At 71.8% G+C, this 26,379-nt stretch carries 21 protein-coding genes and 1 pseudogene; 13 read left to right on the top strand and 9 right to left on the bottom strand.

Annotated elements, in window-relative coordinates:
* The first annotated feature begins 99 nt into the window (after positions 1-99).
* The 5 genes from ACFWU3_RS02550 (at position 100) to ACFWU3_RS02530 (ending at position 7,241) form a co-directional block, all read left to right on the top strand.
* Complete coding sequence (locus tag ACFWU3_RS02550) at positions 100-1,014, top strand: acyltransferase domain-containing protein (RefSeq protein WP_384429991.1); 915 nt, start codon at positions 100-102, stop codon at positions 1,012-1,014.
* 138 nt (positions 1,015-1,152) lie between these two features.
* Positions 1,153-1,599, top strand: a complete 447-nt coding sequence (locus ACFWU3_RS02545) for a DoxX family protein (protein ID WP_384429989.1) — start codon at positions 1,153-1,155, stop codon at positions 1,597-1,599.
* 227 nt (positions 1,600-1,826) lie between these two features.
* The gene (locus ACFWU3_RS02540) at positions 1,827-2,921 is read left to right on the top strand and encodes an SPFH domain-containing protein (protein ID WP_384429986.1); all 1,095 of its coding nucleotides are present in this window, start codon (positions 1,827-1,829) and stop codon (positions 2,919-2,921) included.
* A gap of 124 nt (positions 2,922-3,045) precedes the next feature.
* On the top strand, positions 3,046-5,973 hold the full coding sequence (locus tag ACFWU3_RS02535; RefSeq protein ID WP_384429983.1) for a DEAD/DEAH box helicase: 2,928 nt from the start codon (positions 3,046-3,048) through the stop codon (positions 5,971-5,973).
* Entirely contained in the window at positions 5,970-7,241 is a 1,272-nt protein-coding gene (locus ACFWU3_RS02530) for an SWIM zinc finger family protein (RefSeq protein WP_384429980.1), read from the top strand. Before ACFWU3_RS02535 ends, ACFWU3_RS02530 begins: the two co-directional genes overlap by 4 nt.
* Before the next feature lie 94 nt (positions 7,242-7,335).
* On the opposite strand, the gene helR is transcribed toward ACFWU3_RS02530, so the two are convergent.
* On the bottom strand, positions 7,336-9,486 hold the full coding sequence (helR, locus tag ACFWU3_RS02525) for an RNA polymerase recycling motor ATPase HelR (RefSeq protein ID WP_384429977.1): 2,151 nt from the start codon (positions 9,484-9,486) through the stop codon (positions 7,336-7,338).
* Between the two features lie 420 nt (positions 9,487-9,906).
* Here helR and ACFWU3_RS02520 point away from each other — a divergent pair, with 420 nt between their 5' ends.
* Positions 9,907-11,091: a cytochrome P450 gene (locus ACFWU3_RS02520; protein ID WP_384429974.1), complete on the top strand. Its 1,185-nt coding sequence runs from the start codon at positions 9,907-9,909 to the stop codon at positions 11,089-11,091.
* A gap of 48 nt (positions 11,092-11,139) precedes the next feature.
* On the opposite strand, the gene ACFWU3_RS02515 is transcribed toward ACFWU3_RS02520, so the two are convergent.
* Positions 11,140-11,643 (bottom strand): DUF3574 domain-containing protein, encoded by a 504-nt coding sequence (locus ACFWU3_RS02515; protein ID WP_384429971.1) that lies wholly within the window; start codon positions 11,641-11,643, stop codon positions 11,140-11,142.
* A gap of 196 nt (positions 11,644-11,839) precedes the next feature.
* Between ACFWU3_RS02515 and ACFWU3_RS02510 the strand changes: the two genes are divergently transcribed.
* Both ACFWU3_RS02510 and ACFWU3_RS02505 read left to right on the top strand, forming a co-directional pair.
* Positions 11,840-13,177, top strand: a complete 1,338-nt coding sequence (locus tag ACFWU3_RS02510) for an amidohydrolase (protein ID WP_384429968.1) — start codon at positions 11,840-11,842, stop codon at positions 13,175-13,177.
* 170 nt (positions 13,178-13,347) lie between these two features.
* Positions 13,348-14,004, top strand: coding sequence for a chaplin (locus ACFWU3_RS02505; RefSeq protein ID WP_384429965.1), 657 nt, complete (start codon positions 13,348-13,350; stop codon positions 14,002-14,004).
* A 28-nt stretch (positions 14,005-14,032) separates the two neighbouring features.
* On the opposite strand, the pseudogene ACFWU3_RS02500 reads toward ACFWU3_RS02505, so the two are convergent.
* A pseudogene (locus tag ACFWU3_RS02500) lies at positions 14,033-14,690 on the bottom strand (DUF2293 domain-containing protein); the annotation flags it as partial.
* A 35-nt stretch (positions 14,691-14,725) separates the two neighbouring features.
* On the opposite strand from ACFWU3_RS02500, the gene ACFWU3_RS02495 reads away from it, so the two are divergent.
* A complete protein-coding gene (locus ACFWU3_RS02495; RefSeq protein WP_384429962.1) occupies positions 14,726-15,685 on the top strand; it encodes a D-2-hydroxyacid dehydrogenase family protein in 960 nt (319 codons plus the stop codon).
* Here the strand turns inward: ACFWU3_RS02495 and ACFWU3_RS02490 are convergent.
* Positions 15,678-16,136 (bottom strand): hypothetical protein, encoded by a 459-nt coding sequence (locus ACFWU3_RS02490; RefSeq protein WP_384429959.1) that lies wholly within the window; start codon positions 16,134-16,136, stop codon positions 15,678-15,680. The genes ACFWU3_RS02495 and ACFWU3_RS02490 overlap by 8 nt on opposite strands.
* Positions 16,137-16,206: 70 nt before the next feature.
* On the opposite strand from ACFWU3_RS02490, the gene ACFWU3_RS02485 reads away from it, so the two are divergent.
* Positions 16,207-16,938, top strand: coding sequence for a hypothetical protein (locus ACFWU3_RS02485; protein WP_384429956.1), 732 nt, complete (start codon positions 16,207-16,209; stop codon positions 16,936-16,938).
* Between the two features lie 499 nt (positions 16,939-17,437).
* Complete coding sequence (locus tag ACFWU3_RS02480; protein ID WP_384429952.1) at positions 17,438-18,076, top strand: uridine kinase; 639 nt, start codon at positions 17,438-17,440, stop codon at positions 18,074-18,076.
* Here the strand turns inward: ACFWU3_RS02480 and ACFWU3_RS02475 are convergent.
* The 5 genes from ACFWU3_RS02475 to ACFWU3_RS02455 all read right to left on the bottom strand — a co-directional run bounded on the left by ACFWU3_RS02475 (position 18,049) and on the right by ACFWU3_RS02455 (position 22,885).
* Entirely contained in the window at positions 18,049-19,008 is a 960-nt protein-coding gene (locus ACFWU3_RS02475; protein WP_384429949.1) for a carbohydrate kinase family protein, read from the bottom strand. The genes ACFWU3_RS02480 and ACFWU3_RS02475 overlap by 28 nt on opposite strands.
* A complete protein-coding gene (locus tag ACFWU3_RS02470; RefSeq protein WP_384429946.1) occupies positions 19,005-19,907 on the bottom strand; it encodes a pseudouridine-5'-phosphate glycosidase in 903 nt (300 codons plus the stop codon). The genes ACFWU3_RS02475 and ACFWU3_RS02470 overlap by 4 nt, the downstream gene beginning before the upstream one ends.
* A 106-nt stretch (positions 19,908-20,013) precedes the next feature.
* Positions 20,014-21,273 (bottom strand): MFS transporter, encoded by a 1,260-nt coding sequence (locus tag ACFWU3_RS02465; protein WP_384429943.1) that lies wholly within the window; start codon positions 21,271-21,273, stop codon positions 20,014-20,016.
* A 132-nt stretch (positions 21,274-21,405) separates the two neighbouring features.
* The gene (locus ACFWU3_RS02460; protein WP_384429940.1) at positions 21,406-21,936 is read right to left on the bottom strand and encodes a methylated-DNA--[protein]-cysteine S-methyltransferase; all 531 of its coding nucleotides are present in this window, start codon (positions 21,934-21,936) and stop codon (positions 21,406-21,408) included.
* A 58-nt stretch (positions 21,937-21,994) separates the two neighbouring features.
* Positions 21,995-22,885 carry a glycerophosphodiester phosphodiesterase gene (locus tag ACFWU3_RS02455; RefSeq protein WP_384429937.1) on the bottom strand — a complete coding sequence of 297 codons (891 nt, stop codon included), beginning with the start codon at positions 22,883-22,885 and terminating at the stop codon, positions 21,995-21,997.
* 269 nt (positions 22,886-23,154) lie between these two features.
* Between ACFWU3_RS02455 and ACFWU3_RS02450 the strand changes: the two genes are divergently transcribed.
* Complete coding sequence (locus ACFWU3_RS02450) at positions 23,155-24,018, top strand: MHYT domain-containing protein (RefSeq protein WP_384429934.1); 864 nt, start codon at positions 23,155-23,157, stop codon at positions 24,016-24,018.
* A gap of 121 nt (positions 24,019-24,139) precedes the next feature.
* Positions 24,140-26,260: an excinuclease ABC subunit UvrB gene (gene uvrB / locus ACFWU3_RS02445; RefSeq protein ID WP_384429931.1), complete on the top strand. Its 2,121-nt coding sequence runs from the start codon at positions 24,140-24,142 to the stop codon at positions 26,258-26,260.
* The last annotated feature ends 119 nt before the right edge of the window (positions 26,261-26,379 follow it).

Here is a 26,379-nt window from a genome sequence, read left to right as displayed (position 1 = left end):
GACGCCCCTGGGGCGTAAGGTTCCGAGGTCGCCCGGGCTCGCGCGCACGACCGGCCCGAGGGGGACGCGCACGACCGACCCGAAGGGGAGGAGTCGCCGGTGACAGGCGCTCTGGTGGAACTGCCATCCGCGGACGAGCTGGCGGGCGAACTGCTGGACCTGGCCGTCCCGCACGAGGACATCAACGAACTCCTGGCGCAGCGCGGCCGTATGGCGACCGACCCCGGCCTGTCGCGGCTGCTGGAGGCGGGCGTCCGGGACATGGTGGAGGGCATGGGGAGGATCGACGGTGGCGGGGAGTTGCCACGGCCCGAGGATTCCGGGCCGCTCGGCCGCTGCTTCCCCGTCTACGTGTTCGTCGCGACCCTCCCGTACATCCGGGCCTACCACCGCGAACACTCCGTCCCGGAAGCCGTCTCCCGGCACACCCTCGCCGACCTCGGCCGTCAGATGGCCGTTCATCGCCGGAGGTACGGCATCGGAGGGCTGCCGATACCGGGCTGGCTCGGACTGCACTTCCGCGGTGGGCTCTACCAGTTGGGGCGGCTGCAGTTCGAACGCAGCCGGCTGAGCCGGCGAACCGGGGAGGCGGTGGGGGCGGCCGGGCTGCCCCTCGGACCCGGTGACCCGGTTCTCGGCCTGCACATCCCCGACTTCCTCGGGCCGCTCACCCCCGCCGCCTGCGACCGCTCACTGGCTCTCGCCAGGGACTTCTTCCCGCGGCACTTCCCCGAGGAGACCTACCGGGTCGCCGACTGCCACTCATGGCTGCTCGATCCGCAGCTCGCCGCCCATCTGCCGCGGGACTCCCACATCCGCCGCTTCCAGGACCGCTTCCGGACCGCCTACGAGGAGAAGGAGACCGACGACAGCGGACCGGTCGGTTTCGTGTTCGGCGATCCCGACCTGGCGGCCGCCGACCTGCCCCGGCGCACCACGCTGGAGCGCGCGATCGGTGATCATCTGCGGGCGGGCCGCCACTGGTACGGCGGACACGGCTGGTTCGAGCTGTGAGCAAGGGACCTGTTCCCGGCGGCGGGTTGAAGAAATCTGAGAAGGTCGGAAGAGAGGGGCCCGTGAGCGATGAGTCCGCGGGGCCTGCCCGGTCTACCTCCCGAAAGCACCGCAGAGCCTTTACCGGAGGAGACCACCATGTCCGCGACGACCGCCACCACCACGAACACCGGCGCCACCACCGCGAACGGAACGCGACTGAGCCGCCGCGCGAACATCGCCACGCTCACGCTCCAGATCGTGCTCGCCCTCTTCATGGCCGTCCCGAGCGCGGGCCCCAAGCTCGTCGGTCACTCCTCCGCGGCGGAGTCCTTCGACAAGATCGGGTTCGGCGACTGGTTCATGTACCTCACGGGCGGTCTGGAACTGGCCGGTGCGATCGCGCTGGTCATCCCCATCCTGTCCGGGGTGTCCGCCATGGCGTTCATGGGCCTGATGATCGGCGCGTTCATCACCCAGGTGACGGTGTTCGACGGTCAGTACGCGATCACACCCGTCATCCTGTTCTTCGTCTTCGCCGGCATCGCCTGGGCGCGCCGCCACAACACGGCGGAGCTCGTCGCGCTGATCCGCAAGCGCATCTGACGGCGCCGGGCGTCCGCGCTCCGTCCGTCGAGATCCGCACCGCAGCCGGGAAAGGCCGTACCCGCCGAGGGTACGGTCTTCCTGCGTTCCGGGGCGGGCGTCGGCGTTCGGCCGTGCCGGGGTGTCTGTCGGTGGCCGGCTGAGGATGAGCCCGACGCTCGACCGACGGGGCATTTCGGGCATACCGTGGTAGTGGACATCCGGCTCGGACGGTAGGGGGTGCCCTGATGGTCGAGGAGCTGGTGATTGCGGGCGTGTCGGTCGCGTCGGCAGCCGTGGCGTACACACTGGCCGCCGCGCGGGTGGTCAAGCAGTACGAGCGAGGCGTGGTCTTCCGCCTCGGCCGTCTGCGCGACAGCGAGCGCGGCCCGGGATTCACCATGATCATTCCGGGCGTGGACCGGCTCCGTAAGGTCAATATGCAGATCGTGACGATGCCGGTGCCCTCGCAGGACGGCATCACCCGGGACAACGTGACGGTCCGGGTCGACGCGGTCATCTACTTCAAGGTGATCGACCCCTCCGACGCGGTGGTGCAGGTGGAGGACTACCGGTTCGCGGTCTCGCAGATGGCGCAGACATCGCTGCGTTCGATCATCGGCAAGAGCGATCTGGATGATTTGCTGTCGAACCGGGAGAAGCTGAACCAGGGGCTGGAGCTGATGATCGACAGCCCGGCGATGGGGTGGGGTGTGCAGATCGACCGGGTGGAGATCAAGGATGTGTCGCTGCCCGAGGCGATGAAGCGGTCGATGGCGCGGCAGGCGGAGGCCGACCGCGAGCGGCGCGCGCGGGTGATCAACGCGGACGCTGAGCTCCAGGCGTCGAAGAAGCTGGCCGAGGCGGCGGGCGAGATGTCGAAGCAGCCGGCGGCCCTGCAACTGCGGCTGCTCCAGACCGTGGTGGCGGTCGCAGCGGAGAAGAACTCGACGCTGGTGCTGCCCTTCCCGGTGGAACTGCTCCGCTTCCTGGAACGTGCCCAGCAGCCCGCTCCGGTGGCACAGACGGGCGCTGCCGCACAGCCGGAACCGGGTCGACAGGAAGTGACTCCACCGGCGCCGGGCCCTGCGGTGGAGGGACCGGCAGCGGAAGGTCCGGCAGTGGAAGGGCCGGCGGTGGAGACGGTGTCCGAACCGGATGCGGTGCCGAAGCCGGTACCGGAATCGGCGGCCGTGCCGGAGGCCGGGCCCGGGATGGAGCCCGGGCCGGGGGACTCGCCCGCCGATCCGCGAGCCGGTGAGGCGGCAGGCCGCGAGCCGGACGGTGGCACGCGGAGCGACGAGGGCCCGCCATCCGTACGTCCGCTGCCGCCGGCAGCCTGATCGTCACGGCCGACCTGTCCGGCTCTCCGGACCCGCACCGCCGTCGGCGGCCATTGTCAGACCCCGCCCGTAAGGTCGTAGATCCAGTGCTCCACTGCACGACCGACGGGTGGGAGGTGACCCGATGACGCCCGAGACGACGCCTGCGCTGCACCGCTGTGCCGCCGTGTTCCTTCCGGCAGCGCTCCCGCGCGAGGGCCGGGTCGCCTTCTGGGACCCGGACGGCGACCGGCTGCGTGACGCGGCGGCCGAGATCACCGTCGTCGGACCAGGACCAGGACCAGGACCCGGACCCGGACCCGGAGGCGGAGGGGGTGTGGACGGGCCGGATCTTCCGGACGGGAGCGTGACGGAGCGGACCGTGCCCGCCGCGCTGCTCTCCGTGGCCGAGGCCGTACCGCTGCTGGCGCAGGCTCGCCACCGTCCCGATGCGCATCCCGCCACCGCCTGCTGGGGTGCGGCGGCGCTGCACGCCCTGCATCTGGTGGCGCGCGGCCGACTGCTGCCGGGGCTGACCCCGACCGACCACGACGCCTGGCGCGCGGGCCCGCTGGACGCGGACGACATCGCCCAGCTGCGCGCCATCGCCGCCGCCATGCCGTACGAGGCACACGCGGTCCCCGTGCCCGGCCCGCAGCCCCCGCACCTGCCCGAACCGGAGACTTTGGTGCGGGCCTTCTTCGACGCCGTGGCCGACGCCCTTCCCCGTACGCCGGCCGCGGCCTTCGCGGCGGGCGCGCCGTTCGCGGCCGAGCAGGCCCAGCATCTGCCGGGGGCGCGGGAATGGGCGGCGGAGGCCGCCGCGGGCATGGACGCCGGCGTGCGGGTGTCCCTGCGGCTGGACCTGTCGGCCTTCGAACTCTTCGACATCGCGGACGCGGAGGAGGATGCCGAGCGCAGTGCGGGCGCGGCCCTCGTGCAGGTGCACAGCCTCGCCGACCCGACGCTCGTCATCGACGCGGCCCGGCTGTGGGCGGGCGACGGCGACCAGCACTTCGGCCCCCGTGCCCGGATCGACGCGGTGCTCGCGCTGCGCCGTGCGGCCCGGGTCTGGCCGCCGCTCGCCGGCCTGCTGGAGCGGGACGTCCCGGACGTGCTGCCGCTCGCCGAGAGCGAGTTGTACGACCTGCTGGGACCTGGCGCGGCACGGCTCGCGGCCGCGGGCGTCGCCGTCCACTGGCCGCGGGACCTCGTGCGCTCCCTGTCGGCCGCCGCCGTCGTACGGCCCGCGCCGGGTTCGGCGACGGACGGCACCCCCTTCTTCGACAGTGCGGAACTGCTCGCGTTCAACTGGCAGTTGGCCCTCGACGGCGATCCGCTGACCGAGAAGGAGATGGACGCGCTGGCCGAGTCGCACCGCCCGGTCGTGCGGCTGCGGGACCAGTTCGTGGTGGTCGACCCCGACCTCGTGCGCAAGGCGCGGAAACGGGAGCTGGGACTGCTGCAACCGGTCGACGCGCTGGCCGTCGCGCTGACCGGCACCGCGGAGGTCGACGGCGAGACGGTGGAGGCCGTGCCCACCGGTGCGCTGGCCGCTCTGCGTGACCGGCTCACGGACGGCGCCGCACCGGTCCCGGCCCCCGAGGGACTCACCGCCACGCTGCGCGACTACCAACTGCGCGGTCTGGCCTGGCTGGACCTGATGACCTCGCTCGGTCTCGGCGGCTGCCTCGCCGACGACATGGGCCTCGGCAAGACAGTCACGGTGATCGCGCTCCATCTGCGGCGCGCACGTTCGGCGCCGACGCTCGTCGTCTGCCCCGCGTCGCTCCTCGGCAACTGGCAGCGGGAGATCGTCCGGTTCGCGCCCGGCGTGGCCGTGCGCCGTTTCCACGGCGCCGACCGGACCCTCCCGGAGTCCGGGGGCGGCTTCGTCCTCACCACCTACGGCACGATGCGCACCAGCGCGGAACAACTGGCCGGGCACACCTGGGGCATGGTGGTCGCCGACGAGGCCCAGCACGTCAAGAACCCCTTCTCCGCCACGGCGAAGGCCCTGCGCACCATCCCGACACCCGCCAGGGTGGCGCTGACCGGCACCCCCGTGGAGAACAACCTCTCGGAGCTGTGGGCGCTGCTGGACTGGACGACGCCCGGACTCCTCGGCCCGCTCAAGGCGTTCCGCTCCCGGCACGCCCGCATCGTCGAGCACGGCGAGGACGAGGAAGCCGTCGAGCGGCTGTCCCGGCTGGTGCGGCCCTTCCTGCTGCGCCGCAAGAAGTCCGATCCCGGGATCGTGCCCGAACTGCCGCCCAAGACCGAGTCCGACCATCCCGTGGCGCTCACCCGCGAACAGGCCTCGCTGTACGAAGCGGTCGTGCGGGAGACGATGGCCGCGATCGAGGGCGCCGAGGGCATCGCGCGCCGAGGACTCGTGATGAAACTCCTCACCGACCTCAAACAGATCTGCAACCACCCGGCGCAGTTCCTCAAGGAACGCGCGCCCGAGGAACAGCGCGTCGCCCCGGGGGACCACACGCGGCGCGGCGGTGCGCCGGGCGCCGGCGCCGTGCGGCTGGCGGGCCGCTCCGGCAAACTCGCCCTGCTGGACGAGCTGTTGGAGACGATCCTGTCCGAGGACGGCTCGGTTCTCGTCTTCACGCAGTACGTCGCCATGGCCCGGCTGCTCGCCGGCCATCTCGCCGCACGGGCGATCCCGGCTCAGCTCCTCCACGGAGGGACACCGGTGGCGGAGCGCGAGCGCATGGTGGACCGCTTCCAGTCCGGCGGCGCACCCGTGTTCATCCTGTCGCTGAAGGCAGCCGGCACCGGACTGAACCTGACGCGCGCCGGCCATGTCATCCACTACGACCGCTGGTGGAACCCGGCTGTCGAGGAGCAGGCGACCGACCGTGCCTACCGCATCGGCCAGACCCAGCCGGTACAGGTCCACCGGCTGATGGCGGAAGGCACCGTGGAGGACAGGATCGCGGACATGCTCGCCGCCAAACGGGCCCTGGCGGACGCGGTCCTCGGCTCGGGCGAGGCCGCCCTGACCGAGCTGACCGACCGGGAGCTCGCCGACCTGGTCTCTCTGCGGAGGCCCTCATGAGCCCGCGCAACCGCTCCACGGGACCTGCCCGCCACGACGACCGCCGGCGCACGTTCCCCGCGCTCCAGCCCCTGACGGGCGAGGACTTCGCCGCCAGCTGGTGGGGGAACGCCTGGGTGGACGCGCTGGAGGACACCGCCCTGGACCGGGCCAGGCTGGTCAGGGGCCGGGCGTATGCGAGCCGCGGCCATGTCGACGCGATCACGGTGACCCCCGGCCGCGTCATGGCGTACGTCCACGGCAGCAGACCCCGCCCGTACCGCACGGAGATCCGTCTGCGGACGCTCACCGACGACGACTGGGACGACTTCCTCGCGGCCGCGGCCTCCCGGCCCGACCACATCGCGGCCCTGCTCGACAAGGATGTGCCGCACGCGCTGGCGGAGGTGGCGGACCTGCTGCCGACGCCGGGCGATCTGATCCCCGACTGCTCCTGTCCGGACGACGGTTACCCCTGCAAGCACGCTGCCGCGCTCTGCTACCAGACGGCGCGGCTGCTCGACGAGGATCCCTTCGTCCTGTTCCTCATGCGCGGCATGGGCGAGCGGGAGATCCTGGCCGCCCTCGCACACCGCAACGCGACGCGGTCGGCCGCCGAGCGGAGCACCGCCGCGACGGCCGCGCCCGTGCCGACGGTCCCGGCCCGCGAGGCCGTCGCGGCTCGCAGGCTCCCGGTCCTGCCGCCACCGTTCCCCGTGCCCCTCCACCCGGGGCGCCCGCCGGCGTACCCCGAAGGTCCCGGTGCGGGCGGCCGCGGGCTCGACTCGCTCGCTCTCGACCTGCTCGCCACCGAGGCCGCCGCCCGGGCCCACACCATCCTCGCCACCGGCTCCGACCCCATCGCCGGCCTCACCACCTGGCAGGACGCGATCCGGCTGGCCGCCGCTCACCCGGGCTCGGGGCTGACCGCGTCCACCCGCGCCCTCTACCGGGACCTCGCCGCCGCCACCGGTCGTACGCCCACCGATCTGGCGCGGGCGGTCGCCGCGTGGCGGCAGGGAGGCCGGGCGGCGCTCGAAGTGCTGGAGGAACCGTGGGACCCGCCCGCCGGTCCCTTCGACCGCGCCCGGCCCGCGCTCGCCGCCGCCGACTTCCCGCACTTCCGTCCCTGGCGCAACCACCTCTCGACGAGCTCGCTCCAACTGCGCTTCGGCCGTGACGGCCTCTGGTACGGCTATGAGTCCGACACGGACCGCGAGGACTGGTGGCCCCGCGGCACGCCCGACGCCGACCCGGTGGGCGCGCTCACCGCCCTGCTGGGCAGATGACGGGCCCGAGGGCGTACGACACGGGGGCGGGGCCGGCCCCGCGCCTCACTGCCCCGCGCCCGCAGGACCGGCCCGGCGCACGGGCGGACCGGTATCAGGAGCTCGTGAGGATCACCAGCCGCTGCGTCGCCCGGGTCATCGCGACATAGCGGTCGACCGCCCCCTCGATGCCCTGGCCGAACGTCTTCGGATCGACGAGGACGACCAGGTCGAACTCGAGCCCCTTCGACAGCTCCGGCGTCAGCGACCGGACGCGGGACGTCGCCCGGAACGTGGGATCGCCGATGACGCAGGCGATTCCGTCGTCGTGGGCGGCGAGCCAGGTGTCGAGGACCGAGCTGAGATCCGCAGTCGAACCGTGCACGACGGGGACGCCGCCGCTGCGGATGGAGGTCGGCACATTGGCGTCCGGCAGCGCGGCCCGGATGACCGGCTCGGCCTCCGCCATGATCTCTTCCGGCGTCCGGTAGTTGATGCTCAGGGAAGCCAGATCGATCCGGTCGAGCCCGACCCGTTCGAGCCGTTCCCGCCACGACTCGGTGAACCCGTGCCGGGCCTGGGCACGGTCGCCCACGATGGTGAAGCTCCGGGAGGGACACCGGAGCAGCAGCATCTGCCACTCCGCGTCGGTGAGTTCCTGGGCCTCGTCCACGACGACGTGCGCGAACGGCCCGGCGAGCAGGTCGGGTTCGGCGCCGGGCAGGACGCTCTCGTCGATCAGGGTGTCCTGGAGATCCTTCCCGTGCAGCATCCCCATCGCGCCCTGGCTCTCGTCGATCTCGGTGTCCCGCAGCAGGATCTCGATGACATCGGCCCGGCGCTCCCGTTCGGCGGCGACGGCGGCCTCGTGCCGGCGTTTGCGCCGTGCCGTCTCCGGATCGCCGAGCCGCTGCCGGGCCGCGTCCAGGAGCGGCAGGTCGGACACCGTCCATGCCTGGGCATCCTCTCGCTGGAGCGTGCGCACCTCGTCGCGGTCGAGCCAGGGAGCGCACATCCGCAGATAGGCGGGCACCGACCACAGGTCCCCGACGAGGTCGGCCGCTTCGAGCAGCGGCCACGCGCGGTCGAAGGCCGTCAGCAGCTCCCGGTTCTGGCGCAGCGACTTGCGGAGCAGATCCTCCGGGGCGTCACCGTCGTGGTTGTCCACCAGGATCGTGACCAGCTCCTCCCAGACCTGGTCGCGCGCCTCGTTGTGCGGAGTGCCGGGCGCCGACTCGAACGCCGAGGCCCAGTCGTCGGCGCTCAGCCGGATGTCGGACCAGTGGGTCGTGACCGTCATTCCCGTCGCGGGCGGCTCCTCGTAGAACCTGACGGCCGACTCGATCGCCTTGACCAGGTTCGCGGACGACTTGAGACGGGCCACCTCCGCATCGGCCTCGGCCGCCGCCGTGGCTCCCTCGGTGACGAGGTCCCGCAGGGTGCAGGTCTGCACGCCCTCCTCGCCGAGGCTGGGGAGCACGTCGGCGACGTACCCCAGATAGGGCTGGTGCGGACCGACGAACAGGACGCCGCCCCGGCGGTGACCGAGGCGAGGATCGGAGTAGAGGAGGTAGGCGGAGCGGTGCAGCGCGACGACGGTCTTGCCCGTACCCGGACCGCCGTCGACGACGAGAGCGCCGCGGGAGCTCGCGCGGATGATGGCGTCCTGGTCGGCCTGGATGGTGCCGAGCACGTCGCGCATACGCGTCGACCGGTTGCTGCCCAGGCTGGCGATGAAGGCGGACTGGTCGTCCAGCGCGGCGTGCCCGACGAACCCGTCCGGAGTGAACACCTCGTCCCAGTAGTCGCTGATCCGGCCGCGGGTCCAGCGGTACCGGCGGCGGCTCGCGAGCCCCATGGGGTTCGCGTGGGTGGCTCCGAAGAAGGGCTCGGCGGCGGGGGAGCGCCAGTCGAGCAGCAACCGGCGGCCCTCGCTGTCGGTCAGGCCGAGCCGTCCGACGTACAGGGGCTCATCGCCGTCCTCGGTGACCATGTGCCCGAGGCACAGGTCCAGACCGAAGCGGCGCAGCGCGCGCAGGCGCGCGGTCAGGCGGTGCACCTCGATGTCCCGGTCCATGGCCTGCCGGCCGATGCCGCCGGGTGTCCGGCGCTCCGCGTCGAGGCGGTCGGACAGCTCGGCGATCGACTCGTCGAGGCACCGCGCGATCGCCGCGAAGTGCTGCTCGTCGCCCGCGATCAGCATCGGGTCGGCCTTGGAGGAGAGACGGTCGGGAAGGTCGAACGCGCTGGTGGTCAGGGGGTTCATGCATCAGCTCCGAACCGGGGTCGCTTGCGCCCGTCCACAGGCTCGACGTCCCCACGCAAGCCGTACGCCGACAACAAAACACGCATGCAGTGACACTCATTTCCGCAGGATCCGGCTTCGGCGGACGATTCTGCGGTACGACGGGGGCCTTGCCGCAAGCCCCCCAGTGCGCTATAAGTTAAGAGTGGCAAGGAGAGTCGGTGTGCTCCTTGCCTTTCGTCGTCTTCGGTGACGGACACCTCGACGGACGGCTCATGACCGTCCGGGCAGTGCCCCCGAGCGGCGGGCGCCGACGGTCACCGCGTGCCGACCGTACATCTCACAGCTCACTCGTCCCGGGTACGTCCTGCCCCCACACCCGGCCGAAACGAGTCCGCGACCCCTGACGGTCCGTCAGAACGCCTTGTCTAGGCTGGCGTCATGACCATGAACGATCCGGCGAGCGAGCTGCTGACCGATCCCTACGCCGTGTACGCCCGCCTGCGGGAGACCGCCTCCGTGCGGCGGATCACCGGGCCCGACGGCTCGCCCGCCTGGATCGTCACGCGTTACGAGGACGTACGGCAGGCGCTCGCCGATCCCCGGCTCTCCCTCGACAAGCGGCATGCGCTGCCCGGCGGTTACCGGGGCTTCGCCCTGCCGCCCGCCCTGGACGCCAACCTGCTCAACATGGATCCGCCGGACCACACACGTATCCGGCGCTTCGTCACCCAGGCGTTCACCACGCGCCGGATCGAGGAACTGCGCACACCGGTCCGGCGCATCGCCGACGAGCTGCTCGACGCCGTCGCCCCGCACGGCCGGGCGGACCTGGTCGCCGCGTACGCCGCTCCGCTGCCGATCGCCGTCATCTGCGAACTCCTCGGCGTCCCGCCGCACTCCCGCCGCGACTTCCGTGACTGGACCGACGCCCTCGTCGCACCCGACCCCGCACAGCCGGGCCGCGCCGGGCAGGCCATCGGCAGCATGCTCGGCTTCTTCCACGAGCTGCTCGCCCACAAGCGTGCCGAACCGGCGGACGACCTGCTCTCCGCGCTGATCGCGGTACGGGAGGAGGGTGAAGACCGGCTCAGTGAGGACGAGTTGATGTCGCTCGCCTTTCTCATTCTCTTCGCCGGCTACGAGAACACCGTCCAGCTGATCGGCAACGCCGTACTCGCCCTGCTCCGGCACCCCGACGAACTCGCCGCACTGCGGGCCGATCCGACGCGGATCGGCTCCGCCGTCGAGGAACTGGCCCGGTACGACGGCCCGGCGCTGCTGGCCATCCGCCGCTTCCCGGTCGAGGACGTGACCATCGGCGGGGTGACCGTTCCGGCGGGCGAGACGGTCCTGCTGTCCCTGGCGTCCGCCGACCGCGACCCCGCCCGCTTCCCGGAGCCGGACCGGCTCGACCTGAGCCGTGACACCGCGGGGCATCTCGCCCTGGGCCACGGCATTCACTACTGCCTCGGAGCACCGCTCGCCCGCCTCGAAACCGGCGTCGCACTCAGCGCGCTGCTGGAGCGTTTCCCCCGGCTGGCGCTCGACACCGCCGAGAGCGAGCTGCGCCGGCGGCCGTCCGCCCGTGCCCGGGGGCTCATCTCCCTGCCCGTCCGTTTCTGAGAGTCGTGAGGGTTCTGACGGTTCCGAGGGGGCCTTCCGAGGGCGGCTTCAGAAGTCGGCGAGGGCCGGCTCGTCGAGGCGGGCCACCGACTCCTGTCCGTACGCCGACCGGTACGCCTCACGGATCCGCTCGATCAGCGGCCCGCGGGCACGGGCCTGCGACGCCGGGTACAGCAGCGTCAGCTCGTAGGAACGCTCCTTCTCGATGGTGCCGTCGGCATCCCGCCACTGCCCGCGGCAGTCCTGGACCGTCAGCCCGTCCGGGAAGCCCGGGGTGACACTGCGGTCGACGAAGGCCATGAACTGTTCGTCGGTGACATCGGGCCCGCCGTCTGGACGCTCCGTGCCGAAGAAGAGCCGGGTCTCGACGTACGCGCTCCCGGGCGCCGAGGCCGGTACCTCCGCCACCGCGGCCGGGACCGCCTTCGTCGCCGCGGCCGCCTTCGGCTCCGGGCCGTCGAGCGCCGCGGTGGCGGAGGGCGCCGCCAGGGTCAGCACGGCGGCCACGGCACCGGCGGCGGACAGCAGTGAGCGCTGTTTCGGGGTGGGCACGGGTCGATCCTTCCGTCCGGCGTCAGCACGGCGGTCTGCCGGGCGCGCCCTCACTGTGGCAAGGTCCGTGACGGTGTGCCGGGCAGGCCGCGCATGTCGGCCGGACACCACTCGCACGGGAACGCCTGCCGTTCGCAAGACGACTCCCGGGCACAGAGGTCAGCGGCCGGAGGCCGCAAGCCGGAGGGAGAACCGGATGGTTGATCTTGTCATCGACGGGTGCACCGCCCTGGTGCACGACGAGAGCGGGCAGATCCAGTTCGCTCAGGACGCCGCCGTCGTGGTGCGCGGTGGAGTGATCGACGCCGTCACCTCCACGCGTGAAGCCGCCTCGATCGAGGCCGTGGAGCGCATCGACGGGCGCGGGCAGCTGGCGATGCCCGGACTGATCAACTGCCACACCCACTCGCCCATGGTCGCTCTGCGGGGGATCGCCGAGGACATGCCCGTCGAGGAGTGGTTCAACGACTGGATCTGGCCGATCGAGTCCAACCTTACCGACCGCGTCGTCGAACTGGGCGCGAGGCTGGCGTGCGCCGAGATGATCCGCGGCGGAGTGACCACGTTCGCCGATCACTACTTCTCGATGGACCGGGTGGCGGCCGCGGTGTCCGACAGCGGGCTGCGGGCCAATCTCGGCTGGGCCTTCTTCTCCAGCCAGGGTGCCGAAGGACGCGAACGCTCCCTGGACTTCGCGCTGCGGATGCGGGGCGCGGCGGACGGCCGGATCACCACCTCGCTCGCGCCGCACGCGCCGTACACCGTGGACGACGAGGACCTCGTCGCCACCGCCGCTCTCGCGCGGCGGCACGGGCTGCTCGTCCACCTCCACGCGGCCGAGAACCGGGCTCAGACCGACAACAGCCTGGAGCGGTACGGCCGTACGCCCATCGGTGTGCTCCAGCGCACGGGGCTGCTCGACGTGGACGTGCTCATCGCGCACGGGACCGGGATCACCACGAAGGACCTGGACGTCCTGCGCGAGGGCACGGGACGCATCGGGGTCGCCAGCGCGCCGAAGGGGTATCTCAAGTTCGCCTGGGACACCACGCCCGTCCGCGGTCTGACCGCCGCCGGCGTCGCGGTCGGGCTCGCGACGGACGGAGCCGCGTCGAACAACACCCTGGACGTGTGGGAGAGCATGGCGCTGACGGCTCTGGTGCAGAAGTCGGCCGAGAACGACCCCGCCTGGCTCACCTCCCGGCAGGCACTCGGCCACGCCACCACACAGAGCGCCCGGGCCGTCGGACTCGGCGACGAGATCGGCTCGTTGGCACCCGGTCGCCGGGCCGATGTGATCCTCGTGGACCTCAGCGGGCCGCACACCCAGCCGTTGCACGACGTGGCCGCGGCCCTGGTGCATTCCGCGCGATCCGCCGACGTCACCACCACGGTCGTCGACGGCCGGGTCCTCATGCGGGACCGCCGGCTGCTCACCCTCGACCTGCCGGAGATTGTCGCCGAACTGACCGCGGAGCTGCCCGCGTTGACCGAGCGGCGCAAGGGCAAGCGGATCCAGGACTACGACGGCTGAGTCGTGTGTCCGGCCACGGCCGGGACGGCGATACCGCTTACTGCGCCCAGTTCGAAATGCCGCCCACTCGATGGAGTGAAAGGCGTGGGCGAAGTAGCCCGGATGGCGTCAGGGCGTCGTTGTTCCCGGTGCGGGTGAGTGCCCGCGAACTTCTCCGGAAGGCAGGGAACATGAGGCAGCTTCACCGAAAGGGTCTGGCCACCGTGATGCTCACGGGTGGCGCGCTCGCGCTGACGGGACACGCGTACGCCGACTCCGGCGCGGACGGCGCCGCGGCCGGTTCACCCGGTGTGCTGGCCGGCAACACGGTGCAGCTTCCGGTCCACGTCCCGGTCAATGTGTGCGGCAACACGATCAACGTCGTCGGGCTCCTCAACCCGGCCGCCGGCAACTCCTGCGAGAACACCTCGCAGGACGACGGCCATCGTGCCGGACACGGCTCCAGGGGAGGAGCCACCGCCGAGGGCGGCAGAAAGGATTCCCCGGGCGTCCTGTCCGGGAACGGCATCCAGCTTCCGGTCGATGTGCCGGTCAACGTCACCGGGAACTCCGTGAACGTGGTGGGCATCGGCAACGCCTCCGTGGGCAACTCCTCCTCCAACACCCCCGGGCAGCCGCCCACCGAGCCGCGCCCCGTCACCCCGCCCAGGCCCGCCCCGCCCGCCCCGCCCGTGCCGACCGAACGCGCCGTCGCGCCGCTGCCCGAGAAGGATGTCGAGCTCGCCCACACCGGCTCCGGAGCGATCGGCTACGCGGTGCCCACGAGCGCCGCACTGCTGCTCGGCGGCGCGATGCTCTACCGGCGAGCCCGCCGCGGCGGTGCTTGAGAACACCTCGCTCCGACACCTGTCGGCCGGGCGGCCGGCGCCAGGACTCCGGCACCGTGTCGATCGCGTCCGATACGTGGGCCCGTGCCACCTTGCGGGCGGTTCCGGCGGCCGGCAACGCGTCGTACCCCGTGTCGAGATGCCGTACGGAGGCCCGCACCGCGGCTGTCGCCGCTCCTGTCTCCAGGGACCGGCCCGCGGCGGTGCGGCCCACCCGGCCGCTGCCGCGGGCCGTGGAGTGCGCGGCGATGTCCTGCGCGCGGGCCGGCGGGCAGCGGAGGAACAACCGCATGATCTCGGCGGCCGGTTCGGCCGTGAAGCGTACGTCCGCGTCCGCGTCCGCTCCGCGGGCCGCGTCCCGTTCCCGGCGGCGTGCCCGGGCCTCCTCGTCCGCGAGGCAGGCTGCCTCGGCACGGGCCGGGGCCGCCTCCTCGACGAGCAGGCCATCACGCTCGTACCTCCGGCGGCGACGGCTGAAGCGGACCACGACCGCGGAGTGTGAACTCGCCTCGCGGGCGCGGCGGGTGAGTACCGCGGAACCCCCGCGGCAGGTGGACCAGGTGCGTGAGATCCGCACAGACCAGGCAGAGCGGGGAGCAGTACTCCCGGATGTGCGGCGTCAGCGGGCCCTGACGGCACTCCGCGCAGTGCCGTCCCTTCCGTGGTTCGATCACCACCACGTCCATGCCCGCACCGTACCCACCGGGTACGCTCCGCTCCCATGACGCTGCACTGTGCCGTGCTCGACGACTACCAGGCGGTCGCCCTCTCCCTGGCCGACTGGTCGGCCGTCGCGGGCGACGTCGAGGTCCGTTCCCTCGACCGCCACTTGGCCTCCGAGGACGAGGTCGCGGGTGCCGTCGGCGACTGCGAGATCCTCGTCGCGATGCGCGAACGCACCCCCTTCACTGCCTCGTTGTTCGCCCGCCTGCCCCGGCTGCGGCTGCTGATCACCTCCGGCATGCGCAACGCGTCCATCGACCTGGAGGCCGCCGCCCGGCACGGCGTCACCGTCTGCGGCACCGCCAGCAGCTCGGAGCCTCCCGCCGAACTGACCTGGGCGCTGATCCTCGGTCTCGCCCGCCATGTCGTCGAGGAGAACGTGTCCCTGCGCGGCAACGGGCCCTGGCAGTCGACCCTCGGCGCCGACCTGCACGGCCGCCGGCTCGCCCTTCTCGGGCTGGGCAGGATCGGCGCCAAGGTCGCCCGCGTGGGACAGGCCTTCGGCATGGACGTCATGGCCTGGAGCGAGAACCTCACCGACCGAAGGGCCGAGGAGCACGGCGTCGTCCGTGCGGCCTCGCTCGACGAACTCCTCGAAGCGGGCGACTTCGTCTCCGTCCATCTCCAGCTCGGCGACCGCACGCGCGGGCTGATCGGGGAGAGCGAACTGCGGCGCATGCGCTCCACGGCCTATCTCGTCAACACCTCACGCGCGGCGATCGTCGACCAGTCCGCCCTGGTGCGGGCGCTGCACGAGGGATGGATCGCCGGAGCGGGATCGGACGTGTTCGAGGCCGAGCCGCTGCCGGCCGACGATCCCCTGCGCACGGCACCGAACTTCCTCGGTCTGCCGCACCTCGGCTATGTCACCCGGCGCAACTACGAGGGCTACTTCACCCAGGCCGTCGAGGACATCGTGGCCCATCTCGCGGGCAGCCCGGTCCGCCGGCTCACCTGACGCCCGGCGCCGCGGCGCCGATGAACTCCGAGAGTGTTTCGCGGGCCTGCTCGGAGCGCTCCGCCCGGTCGGGCTCGTCCGGCGCCTCGTGCATGCAGTTGGTCACCGCGAACGCCGATGCGGCCAGTGCCAGTGCCTGCGGGTCGTCACACACCAACTGGACGCGGATCAGCGCCTGATGGGCGCTCGAACGCAGCCGGTACGAGTCGATGCGGGCCGCCTCGGCAGCCGGGCTGTCCGGGGTCTGCTGCGCACGGTGCCACCGGTCGTTCTGGCCGCGCCGGTAGTCCACGAGAGCGCCGGCGAAGGCGCTGTACGCCGTAATGCGGTCCTGGCGCAGCTGTTCGGACCGGGCGAGCTGCGCGGTCCGCTCGGTCGTCTGCCGTTGGAAGACGTGGGTGATCAGCGAGCCGAGCAGGGTGCCGATGACCGCGATGACGGCTGTCTCCATGAAATGCCTGCTCCCGGTGGCTCCGAATAAGGGTTCGAGCGCGTCGGAGGGTCTTGGTAACGTGATCGACGTGGCGAAACTCAATCAGATCATCGCAGTGGAGAAGGGCGTCAAGTCCAAGACGCACCAGGACCTGACGGCTGCCCACCACGGGCTCCAGAAGCCCGCGTTGCTCGCCGGCATCTCGCGTACGTACCAGCCCAAGGACGAGGAGGGCGAGCAGCTTCCTCCCGAGTCGACACGGGTTCAGGTCAAGGCCGAGGACGTGCTGCGCGACACGGCGAAGACGCTGACGCGGCTGTTCGACGTGACCGCCACCAAGGACTGGGCCAACTGCACCGCGCGCGCCGATGTGACCGTGGACGGGCGGGTGCTGGTGAGCGATGTGCCGGTGGCGTACCTCCTGTTCCTGGAGAAGCAGCTGACGGACATCAACACCTTCGTGCGCAAGCTGCCCGTGCTGGACGCGTCGGAGTCGTGGACGCAGGACCCGTCGACGGACGCGTGGAAGACCGAGTCGGTCCGCACGCTGCGGACCAAGAAGGTCCCCCGCAACCATGTGAAGGCCGAGGCGACCGACAAGCACCCGGCCCAGGTCGAGGTGTACTACGAGGACATCCCGGTCGGTTACTGGACGACGGTGAAGTTCTCCGGCGCGCTGCCGGCCCGGCGGGTGAACGAACTGCTGGAGCGGGTGGAGAAGTTGCAGCAGGCCGTGAAGTTCGCGCGCGAGGAGGCCAACGGCGCGGAGGTCACCGACGAGCGCGTCGGTGACGCGGTGTTCGGCTACCTGTTCGGGTAGCCTTCAAGACTCCCCGTCCGCTGCTTGCGGACGGGGTGCGCGAGGAGCGCAAGCTGAAACTGAAGTTTGTCGTGAACGAGGCGGTTCCAGTGGAGGTTCGAATCCTCCCCGCGGCATTGACGCGCCGCGGTGGCCCAAGCCCGGCAGAGGCAGCCGCCGTCAATCTCAGACTATTGCTCCAGATTCAGTATTCGCCGCCGATCGCCGGATCGACCGGGCCCGGGCCCAGTACGCCGAGATGCCGGTTCAAGTCCGGCCCGCACAGCTCGATGTGCGGTGGTCCAAAGGCAGGACGCGACGACATCATGACTGACCGGGGTCCTCAAGTGTGCCGGCGTGCCACATGGGCGGCATCACAGGGCTCGGGGGCCGGCTACGCCTCCGGGCCCGCTCCTTTTCCGCCCGGCCCACGTGTGCCGGGCACCGCCGCCGCCCTCCCGTCGGGCAGCACCACCCCCTCCTTCGGGCATCGCCACCGCGCCCGCCGCATCATGGATCCGTGCGACTCGAAGCGATCACCTGGGAGCGGCTGACCGAGGCCGTGGCGGACACGGTCACGGCGGGCGAAGCCGAGGACGGCAGCCCGTGGCTGCGCGTCGCCGTGGACGGCGCCGGCGGGGCGCCCGGCGGGGAGTTCGCCCGGCGCGTCGAGGAGGCACTGCGGCTACGCGGCCGGGCCGCTCTCGTCGTCGGGACCGAGGGCTTCCTGCGACCCGCGTCGCTGCGCCTGGAGTACGGGCGTGAGGACCCCGACTCGTACTACAGCGGCTGGTTCGACACGGGTGCCCTGTGGCGGGAGGTCTTCGGGCCGCTGGAGGCCGGGGGCAGCGGACTCGTCCTGCCCGATCTGTGGAACCCGGCGACCGACCGGGCGACCCGCAGTCCGCACGTCCGACTCCCGCCCGGGGGAGTGCTGTTGCTGCACGGTCCCTTTCTGCTGGGCCACTGGTTCCCGTTCGACCTGACCGTCCACCTCCAGCTGTCGCCCGGCGCGCTGCGGAGGAGGACACCGGAGAGCGAACAGTGGACCCTGCCCGCGTTCCGGCGGTACGAGGACGAGGTGGGGCCCGCCGAGGCCGCCGATGTGCTGGTCCGTGTGGACGACCCGCGTCATCCCGCCTGGGGCGGGACGACCTGAGCGGGCCGGCCGCCGATCAGCGTCACGGCCTCCGCGCCGGCCCGGCAGCCCTCGGCCGCCGCACTCGCCGGGTCCGCCCCGGTGAGCCGTGACGCCAGGAACGCCCCGGTGAAGGCGTCGCCCGCGCCCGTCGAGTCGACCGCCTGCGACCGGGGCGGCAGAACGCGTGCCGTGACCGCGCCGGACTCCGCCACCAGCGCGCCGTCGGCGCCCAGGGTGACGACGGTCAGCGGAACCCGGCGGCTGAGCCGTGCCGCCGCGTCCGCCGGGTCGGTCAGACCGGTGAGAAGGCACGCCTCGTCCGCGTTGGGGACGAGGACGTCCACGTCATCGAGTTCCGCCAGCACCTCCGGTGCGCCGGCACTGCGGATGAAGCCCGCCGAGGCCGGGTCCAGGCTCACCGTGACGCTCCGGGCGCGCGCCGAGGCCATGGCGAGGCGGGCGAGTGCTCGGCTGGCCTCGGCGAAGAGCAGATAGCCGGAGAGGTGCAGATGCGTGATGCCGTCCAGCAGTGACGGCGACCAGTCGGCGGGCGAGATGCGCAGCACCGCGCCGCTGTCGGTGAGGAAGGTCCTCTCCGCGCTCGCGTCGACCAGGGCGATGACCGTGGCGGTGGGCGCGTCGTCGTCGGGGACCAGCAGCGGGCGGACCCCGGCGGACCGCAGCTGCTCTTCGTGCCAGCCGGCCTCCGCGCGGCCGACCCGCCCGAGGAGACGTACGTCGACGTGGCCCCCGCGCGCCGCCCAGCAGGCCACGTTGGCTCCCGCGCCGCCCGGCAGGATGCGGATCGTGGCCGTCGTGTCCGTGCCGTGGCTGAGCGCTGCGGTATGACGTGCGACGACGTCGGTGACGACGTCCCCGATGACGAGCAGCGCGGGCCCGGCACCCCCCTCACCCGGCGCCGCCTCTTCGTGCGGAAGCTCCGCCCTCACAGGGCCGCCGCGATCCGCGCCGCCAGCCGTACATTCCCGCGCACCGCCGCGATGTTGGCCTCCAGCGACGCGCCCTCCGTCCGCTGCATCAGGAACTCCAGCAGGAACGGCGTCACCGCCTGACCCACGATGCCCCGCTCCGTGCACTCGTCCAGCGCCTCGCGGAGCACGCGGTCGTGGAGCGCCGGATCGAGCTGGTCCGACTCCGCGACCGGATTGGCGACGATCAGCGACGACTCCGGCCCGCCGAGCGCCTCCCGCGCGCGGATCACCTCGGCGACCTCGCCGGGGGAGTGGACCGTCCAGTCGACCGGCTCCCCGGAGGAGGTGAGGTAGAAGCCGGGGAAACGATCCGTCCCGTATCCGAGAATCCCGACGCCGAGGGTCTCCAGCCGTTGCAGCGTCGCGGGAACGTCCAGCACCGACTTCACGCCCGCGCACACCACCGCGATCGGCGTCTGGGCCAGCACCCGCAGATCCGCGGACTCGTCCTGGGAGTGGGTCCACTCACGGTGTACTCCGCCGAGCCCGCCCGTCGCGAACACCCGGATACCGGCCCGCGCGGCCAGAAAGGCCGTCGCCGACACCGTCGTCGCCCCGCCGGCTCCCGAGGCCAGCGCCGGTGCGAGGTCCCGGTGCCCGAGCTTGCGCACGTCCTCGTCCCCGGCGACGCGCTCCAACTGCCGCTTGTCCAGGCCGATGTGGGCCCGCCCGTCCAGTACGGCGATCGTGGCGGGGACGGCCCCCTCGGACCGTACGAGCCCCTCCAGCTCCTCGGCCACGGCCAGATTGCGCGGACGCGGCAGCCCGTGCGCGATGATCGTCGACTCCAGGGCCACGACGGGCCGGTGGGCGGCGAGTGCTTCCCGTACTTCATCCGTCATCTCGGTGAGCTGCATGTCCCATCCCTGGCACACGGGCAGGCCGCCCAAACCCCGCCGCCCTCGTCCCGGACCCGGAGCCACCGACCGCGGTCCCCGGCCCGAAGTCCCGGGCCCGGGTGCGTCAGCGGATCGACCTGCGGATCGTCAGGGCCGCCATCGGCAGCAGCAGACAGGCCCCGACCAGGTTCAGCCAGCCGTAGCCCGCCTGCGCGACGATCAGTCCGGCGGCAGCGCCGCCGAGACCCGCGGTGGCGCTCATGGCCAGGTCGGACAGTCCCTGGGCGGCGGCCCGGGCCGGCTGCGGCACCGAGTCGGTCAGCAGCGCCGAACCGGAGACCACGCCCGCCGACCAGCCGAGCCCCAGCAGAAAGAGCCCCACGGTGGTCTGGACATGGCTCGCACCCGCCGTGCCGGCGAGCAGCGCGGCCACCGACAGCAGGCCGACGGCGAGTCCGATCACGGCGAGCCTGCCGACCCGGTCCGCCAGCCAGCCCATGACCGGCGAGAACGCGTACATGCCCGCGATGTGGCCGCTGATGACGAGCCCGATCAGTTCGATGCCGGCGCCGTGGTGGCTGAGGGCCACGGGTGTCATCGACATGATCGACACCATGGCCGTGTGCGACAGGGCGACGGTCACCAGCGCGAGCCGGGCCATGGGAGATGCGCGCACGGCCTGTACTCCGGCCCGCAGCGAGCGGCCCTCGGGGGACCGGTCGGCGGGGGACAGGGCACGGGCGGTCAGCAGCGGGTCGGGTCGCAGCAGCACCAGGACCATGACGGCCGCTATCAGGAACACTCCGGCGGCCCAGACGAACGGGCCCGCCGTGGCCGGTATGCCGGCACCGGCGACGCTGCGGCCCGCGGGCGCCGCGATGTTGGGGCCGAGGACGGCACCGATCGTGGTCGCCCACACCACATTCGAGATGGCCCGGCCACGCCGCTCGGGCACGGCCAGATCCGCGGCGGCGAACCTGGCCTGGAGATTGGCCGAGGAGGAGGCGCCGAACGCGGCCATGCCCACCAGCAGCACCACGAAGTTGTCCATGACGGTGCCGAGCACGACGACACCCGCGCCGAGAGCGCCGATCAGATACGCGAGGACCAGCCCGGGCCGCCGTCCCCTGGCCGTCATCAGCGCGGCCAGCGGCACGGACATCAGTGCCGTCCCCGCGACGGTCGCCGTCGGCGCGAGTCCGGCCAGCGCCTCGGTGCCGCTCACCTGCTGCGCCAGCACGACGGCGAGCGCGATGCCGGTGGCGACTCCGAGCCCGCCGAGGATCTGACTGGCGACGAGCACGGCGGTGATACGCCGCCGCACGGCCGCCAGCTCGGTCTCGGACAGCGGAGCGACGGCCGGAGCCTTGTCGAGCGAGGTCACGACGCGTACGCCGTTCCACCGCCGGAACAGAGGGAGGGTGCGTCAGCGCGGAGAGTCACTGGCGCAGTCTGGCAGCTCGCACGGCAGTGCGAAACCGCATTCCCGCCCCGGTGCGCACGGCCGGATCCCGCCTCAGAACAGCGGCTCCGGCAGAACCCCTTCCAGCGCCAGCAGTTTCCGCTTCGTCTCCAGACCTCCGCCGAAGCCCCCCAGCTTGCCGTCGGTCTCCACCACGCGGTGGCAGGGCACCACCACCGGCAGCGGATTGGATCCCATGGCCGCCCCCACGGCCTGGGCGGCACCCGGCTGGCCCACCCGCGACGCCAGGTCGCCGTAACCGACGACCGCGCCGAAGGGGACGCCGGCGGCGAGCTCGCGCAGCACCTGACGGTTGAAGCCGCCCGACAGCGACCAGTCGAGCGGCAGCGTGAACTCCCGCAGGCCGCCCGCGAAGTACGCCGTCAGCTGGCGCACCGGCTCCGCCAGCAGGCCGGTCGCGTCCTCGACCGGCTCGGCACCCAGACGCCCGGCCAGCTGCCCGAGCGCCCGGTCCCGTATGCCCGCGTCCGCGTGGAAGACGACGCTCACCAGGCCCTGCTCGGTCGCGGCGACCAGCAGGGGCCCGATGTCCGTGCTCACGACGGTCCACTCGAAGCTCTTCATGCGGACCACCGTACGACCGGGCACTGACAGTGCCCTCCGGCCGCGGCTCCGGTGCGGCTCAGCCCACCGCGTCCGCCACCACGTCGGGCTTGTTGGTGATGATGCCGTCGACTCCGTACCCGGCGACCCGCCGCGCGTCCGCCGCGGCGTCCACGGTCCAGGTGTTCACCCGGAGCCGCTTGCCGTGCGCGCCCTTGAGCCGGTGGACCGCGGTCACGTAGTCGGCGGTGAGGGTGCTGTACGTCGGGTTGATCTGATCGGTGAACGCCGCGTACGACGGCAGATCGGCGACCGCGGGCGTACCCAGGAACCCGGTGGTGACGTCCGGGCGCTGCCGGTGCACCTCCCGCACACTGGCCGCGCCGAAGCTCTGGATCACGAGCCGGCAGCGGACGTGCCCCCGGTCGAGCCACCCCTCCTGGCGCAGCACGCGCAGGGTGTCCTTCTCGATACCCGGGTAGAGCTCGGGCTTCTTGATCTCGAGCAGCAGCTTCTGGCCGTTGTCCTCGACGCGGTTCAGATACTGCTTGAGGGTCGGCACCCGGGCGCCCGCCCACTTCGGATCGAACCAGCTGCCCGCGTCCAGTGTGGCGATCTCGGCGGCCGTGAAGTCCTTGACCTTCCAGGGCGACCGCGTGGGGAACCGCTGCTCGACGTCCGTCGTGCGCGCCAGAGAGTCGTCGTGGACGACGACGAGCTCGCCGTCCTCGGTGCGCTGGACGTCGTTCTCGACCCAGGCGAAACCCATGTCGGCGGCGAGGTCCACGGCCGCGAGGGTGTTCTCCGGGGCGTACGCGGAAGCACCTCGGTGGGCGAAGACGATCGGTTCGCCGTGGCGGCCGGCGGTCTCGGCGGGGCTCGGGCCGGCGGCGGCGGCCGGAGGGGACAACAGGGCCGCGCCGACTCCCAGGACGGCGGCGGCGGTTGCGGCGACGGGACGTGCGTACACCCTGACTCCTCACGGTGTCGGTCACGGACGGGCCGAGAGTGACACCCGCCGGTCAACGCGGAACAGGCGAAGTATGGCCAGAACGTGAACGGATCCGCCCAGAACACATCGCGTGTCCGCTCTCGTGTCGACAAATCTCCGCACACCTGTTTGCCAACCGTGGCCGGAGTCATACCCTCGGCCCCTGACCGGACGTTCCATCAGGATCGCGGGGGATCCAGGATCGCGGGGATCGCGGAACCACGCCGGGAGCGAAGGGCGTTACAGGCATGCAGGGAACAGTCGACGGCTTCAGCTACGGACTGGTCACACCCGTGGCCGCCTTTGTGATGGCGTGGCTGGGCGGTGCCCTCGGGCTCCGCTGCACGGCACGCTCCGTCCGCAACAGGGGGTCGTTCAAGGCCGGCTGGCTGGCGCTCGGAGCGACCGCGATCGGCTCCGGCATCTGGAGCATGCACTTCATCGCGATGATGGGCTTCAGCGTGGACGAGGCGCCGATCGCCTACGACCGGCCGGTCGTCTTCGCCGGGCTCGGCGTCGCCGTCCTCATGACCGGCATCGGGATCTTCCTCGTCGGCTACCGCGGGGCCACGCCGATGGCCCTGATGACCGGCGGCACGATCACCGGCCTCGGCATCGCCTCCATGCACTACCTCGGCATGGCGGGGATGCGCCTCCAGGGGGCTCTGGCGTACGACACCCTGACCGTCGCCGCGTCTGTGGTGGTCGCCGTCGCCGCGGCCACGATCGCCCTGTGGGCGGCGGTCTCCGTCCGGGGCCTGTGGGCCGGTCTCGGCGCCGGCCTGGTCATGGGCGTGGCGGTGAGCGGCATGCACTACACCGGCATGGCGGCCGTCAGCGTCCATCTGCACGGCGTGACCGCGGGCACGGGCGACGACCCCGCCGCGCTGCTCATCCCCATGCTGATCGGTCCCGTGATCTTCCTGGTACTGGCGGGGGTGGTGGTGATGTTCGACCCGCTCCTGATGCTGGGAGAGCCGGACCGCGGGGCGCCCTCCGCCGTTGACCTGCGTCCGGGGGTGCCGGCCCAGCGGACGGGGAGCCCGTCCGGGTACCGGTCGCCCGGCTGGGCGGTCGAGAGGGGCGAGCGGCACCGGTCCGACAGCTGGTGACCACGGCGGCCGCCCGGCGGGGGCGATTCCCGGGGGCGCCGGCCTGATCCGGCCCGATCCGGCCTGATCCACAGGACGGACCCGAGCCCGGTTGTCAGTGGGGGGTCGTACCGTTGGATCCATGCGGCCCGTTTCCAAGATCGAACGTACGGTGGCGCCCTTCGAGGTCGTCAGTCCCTTTCAGCCCAGTGGCGACCAGCCCGCGGCCATCGCCGACCTGGAGCGCCGTATCCGCGCGGGTGAGGACGATGTCGTGCTGCTCGGCGCGACCGGCACCGGCAAGTCGGCGACGACCGCCTGGATGATCGAGAAGCTCCAGCGCCCCACCCTGGTGATGGCGCCGAACAAGACGCTGGCCGCCCAGCTGGCGAACGAGTTCCGCGAGCTCCTGCCGAACAACGCCGTCGAGTACTTCGTCTCGTACTACGACTACTACCAGCCCGAGGCCTACGTCCCGCAGTCGGACACCTACATCGAGAAGGACTCCTCGATCAACGAAGAGGTCGAGCGGCTGCGCCACTCCGCGACCAATTCGCTGCTCACCCGGCGTGATGTGATCGTCGTCGCCTCCGTCTCGTGCATCTACGGCCTCGGCACCCCGCAGGAGTACGTCGACCGCATGGTGCAGCTCAAGGTCGGCGAGGAGATCGACCGCGACCAGCTGCTGCGCCGCTTCGTCGACATCCAGTACACGCGCAACGACACGGCGTTCCAGCGCGGCACCTTCCGGGTCCGCGGCGACACCATCGAGATCTTCCCGGTCTACGAGGAGCTCGCGGTCCGCATCGAGATGTTCGGCGACGAGATCGAGGCGCTCTCCACCCTCCACCCGCTCACCGGCGAGATCATCAGCGAGGACCAGTCGCTCTACGTGTTCCCGGCGACGCACTACGTGGCGGGCCCCGAGCGCATGGAGAAGGCGGTCAACGGCATCGAGGCCGAGCTGGAGCAGCGGCTGGCAGAGCTGGACAAGCAGGGCAAGCTCCTGGAGTCGCAGCGGCTGCGGATGCGCACCACCTACGACCTGGAGATGATGCGCCAGATCGGCTCCTGCTCGGGCATCGAGAACTACTCGATGCACTTCGACGACCGCGGACCCGGCTCGCCGCCCAACACCCTTCTCGACTACTTCCCCGAGGACTTCCTCCTCGTCATCGACGAGTCGCACGTCACCGTTCCGCAGATCGGCGCGATGTACGAGGGCGATGCGTCCCGCAAGCGGACCCTGGTCGACCACGGCTTCCGGCTGCCCTCCGCGCTCGACAACCGCCCGCTGAAGTGGGAGGAGTTCAAGGAGCGGACCGGTCAGACCGTGTACCTGTCGGCCACCCCCGGCGCGTACGAACTCTCCCGCGGCGACGGATTCGTGGAGCAGATCATCCGCCCCACCGGACTCGTCGACCCGGAGGTCGTCGTCAAGCCGACCGAGGGCCAGATCGACGACCTGGTGCACGAGATCCGGCTGCGCACCGAGAAGAACGAGCGGGTCCTCGTCACCACCCTCACCAAGAAGATGGCCGAGGACCTCACCGACTACTTCCTCGAACTGGGCATCCAGGTCCGCTATCTGCACAGCGACGTCGACACCCTGCGCCGCGTCGAGCTGCTGCGCGAGCTGCGCGCCGGTGAGTACGACGTCCTGGTCGGCATCAACCTCCTGCGGGAGGGCCTCGACCTCCCCGAGGTGTCCCTGGTGGCGATCCTCGACGCCGACAAGGAGGGCTTCCTGCGCTCCGGCACCTCGCTGATCCAGACCATCGGCCGCGCGGCGCGCAACGTCTCCGGCCAGGTCCACATGTACGCGGACAAGGTCACCCCGGCGATGGAGAAGGCCATCGAGGAGACCAACCGCCGCCGGGAGAAGCAGATCGCGTACAACACGGAGCGGGGCATCGACCCGCAGCCGCTGCGCAAGAAGATCAACGACATCGTCGCCACCATCGCACGCGAGGAGGTCGACACCGAGCAGTTGCTCGGCACCGGCTACCGGCAGGCGAAGGCCGAGAAGCCGGGCAAGGGCGCCAAGGCTCCGGTCCCCGCGCTCGGCGGCAAGGCGGGCAGGAAGGGCGAGGTGCTGAGCGACCGGCCCGCCGCCGAACTGGCCGGAATCATCGAGGAGATGACCGACCGGATGCGCGCGGCCGCCGCGGACCTTCAGTTCGAGGTCGCGGCCCGGCTGCGCGACGAGGTCGGCGAGTTGAAGAAGGAGCTCCGTCAGATGAAGGAGGCGGGTCTGGCCTGAGCCGCCTCCACCGGCGGGTCACCACCCCGCTCACCAGGTGTGCGGCAGCCCTCGCACACCTGGTGATTCGTCTGGTGTGTTGCAAGACCGACACAAAATCGAGCCATTTGTGCTGCACC

Source organism: Streptomyces sp. NPDC058685, assembly GCF_042714725.1.
In the GTDB taxonomy this organism is placed as follows: Bacteria; Actinomycetota; Actinomycetes; order Streptomycetales; family Streptomycetaceae; genus Streptomyces.
The sequence above is the reverse complement of the archived record's forward strand: the minus strand, read 5'-3'. Positions and strand labels throughout refer to the sequence as shown.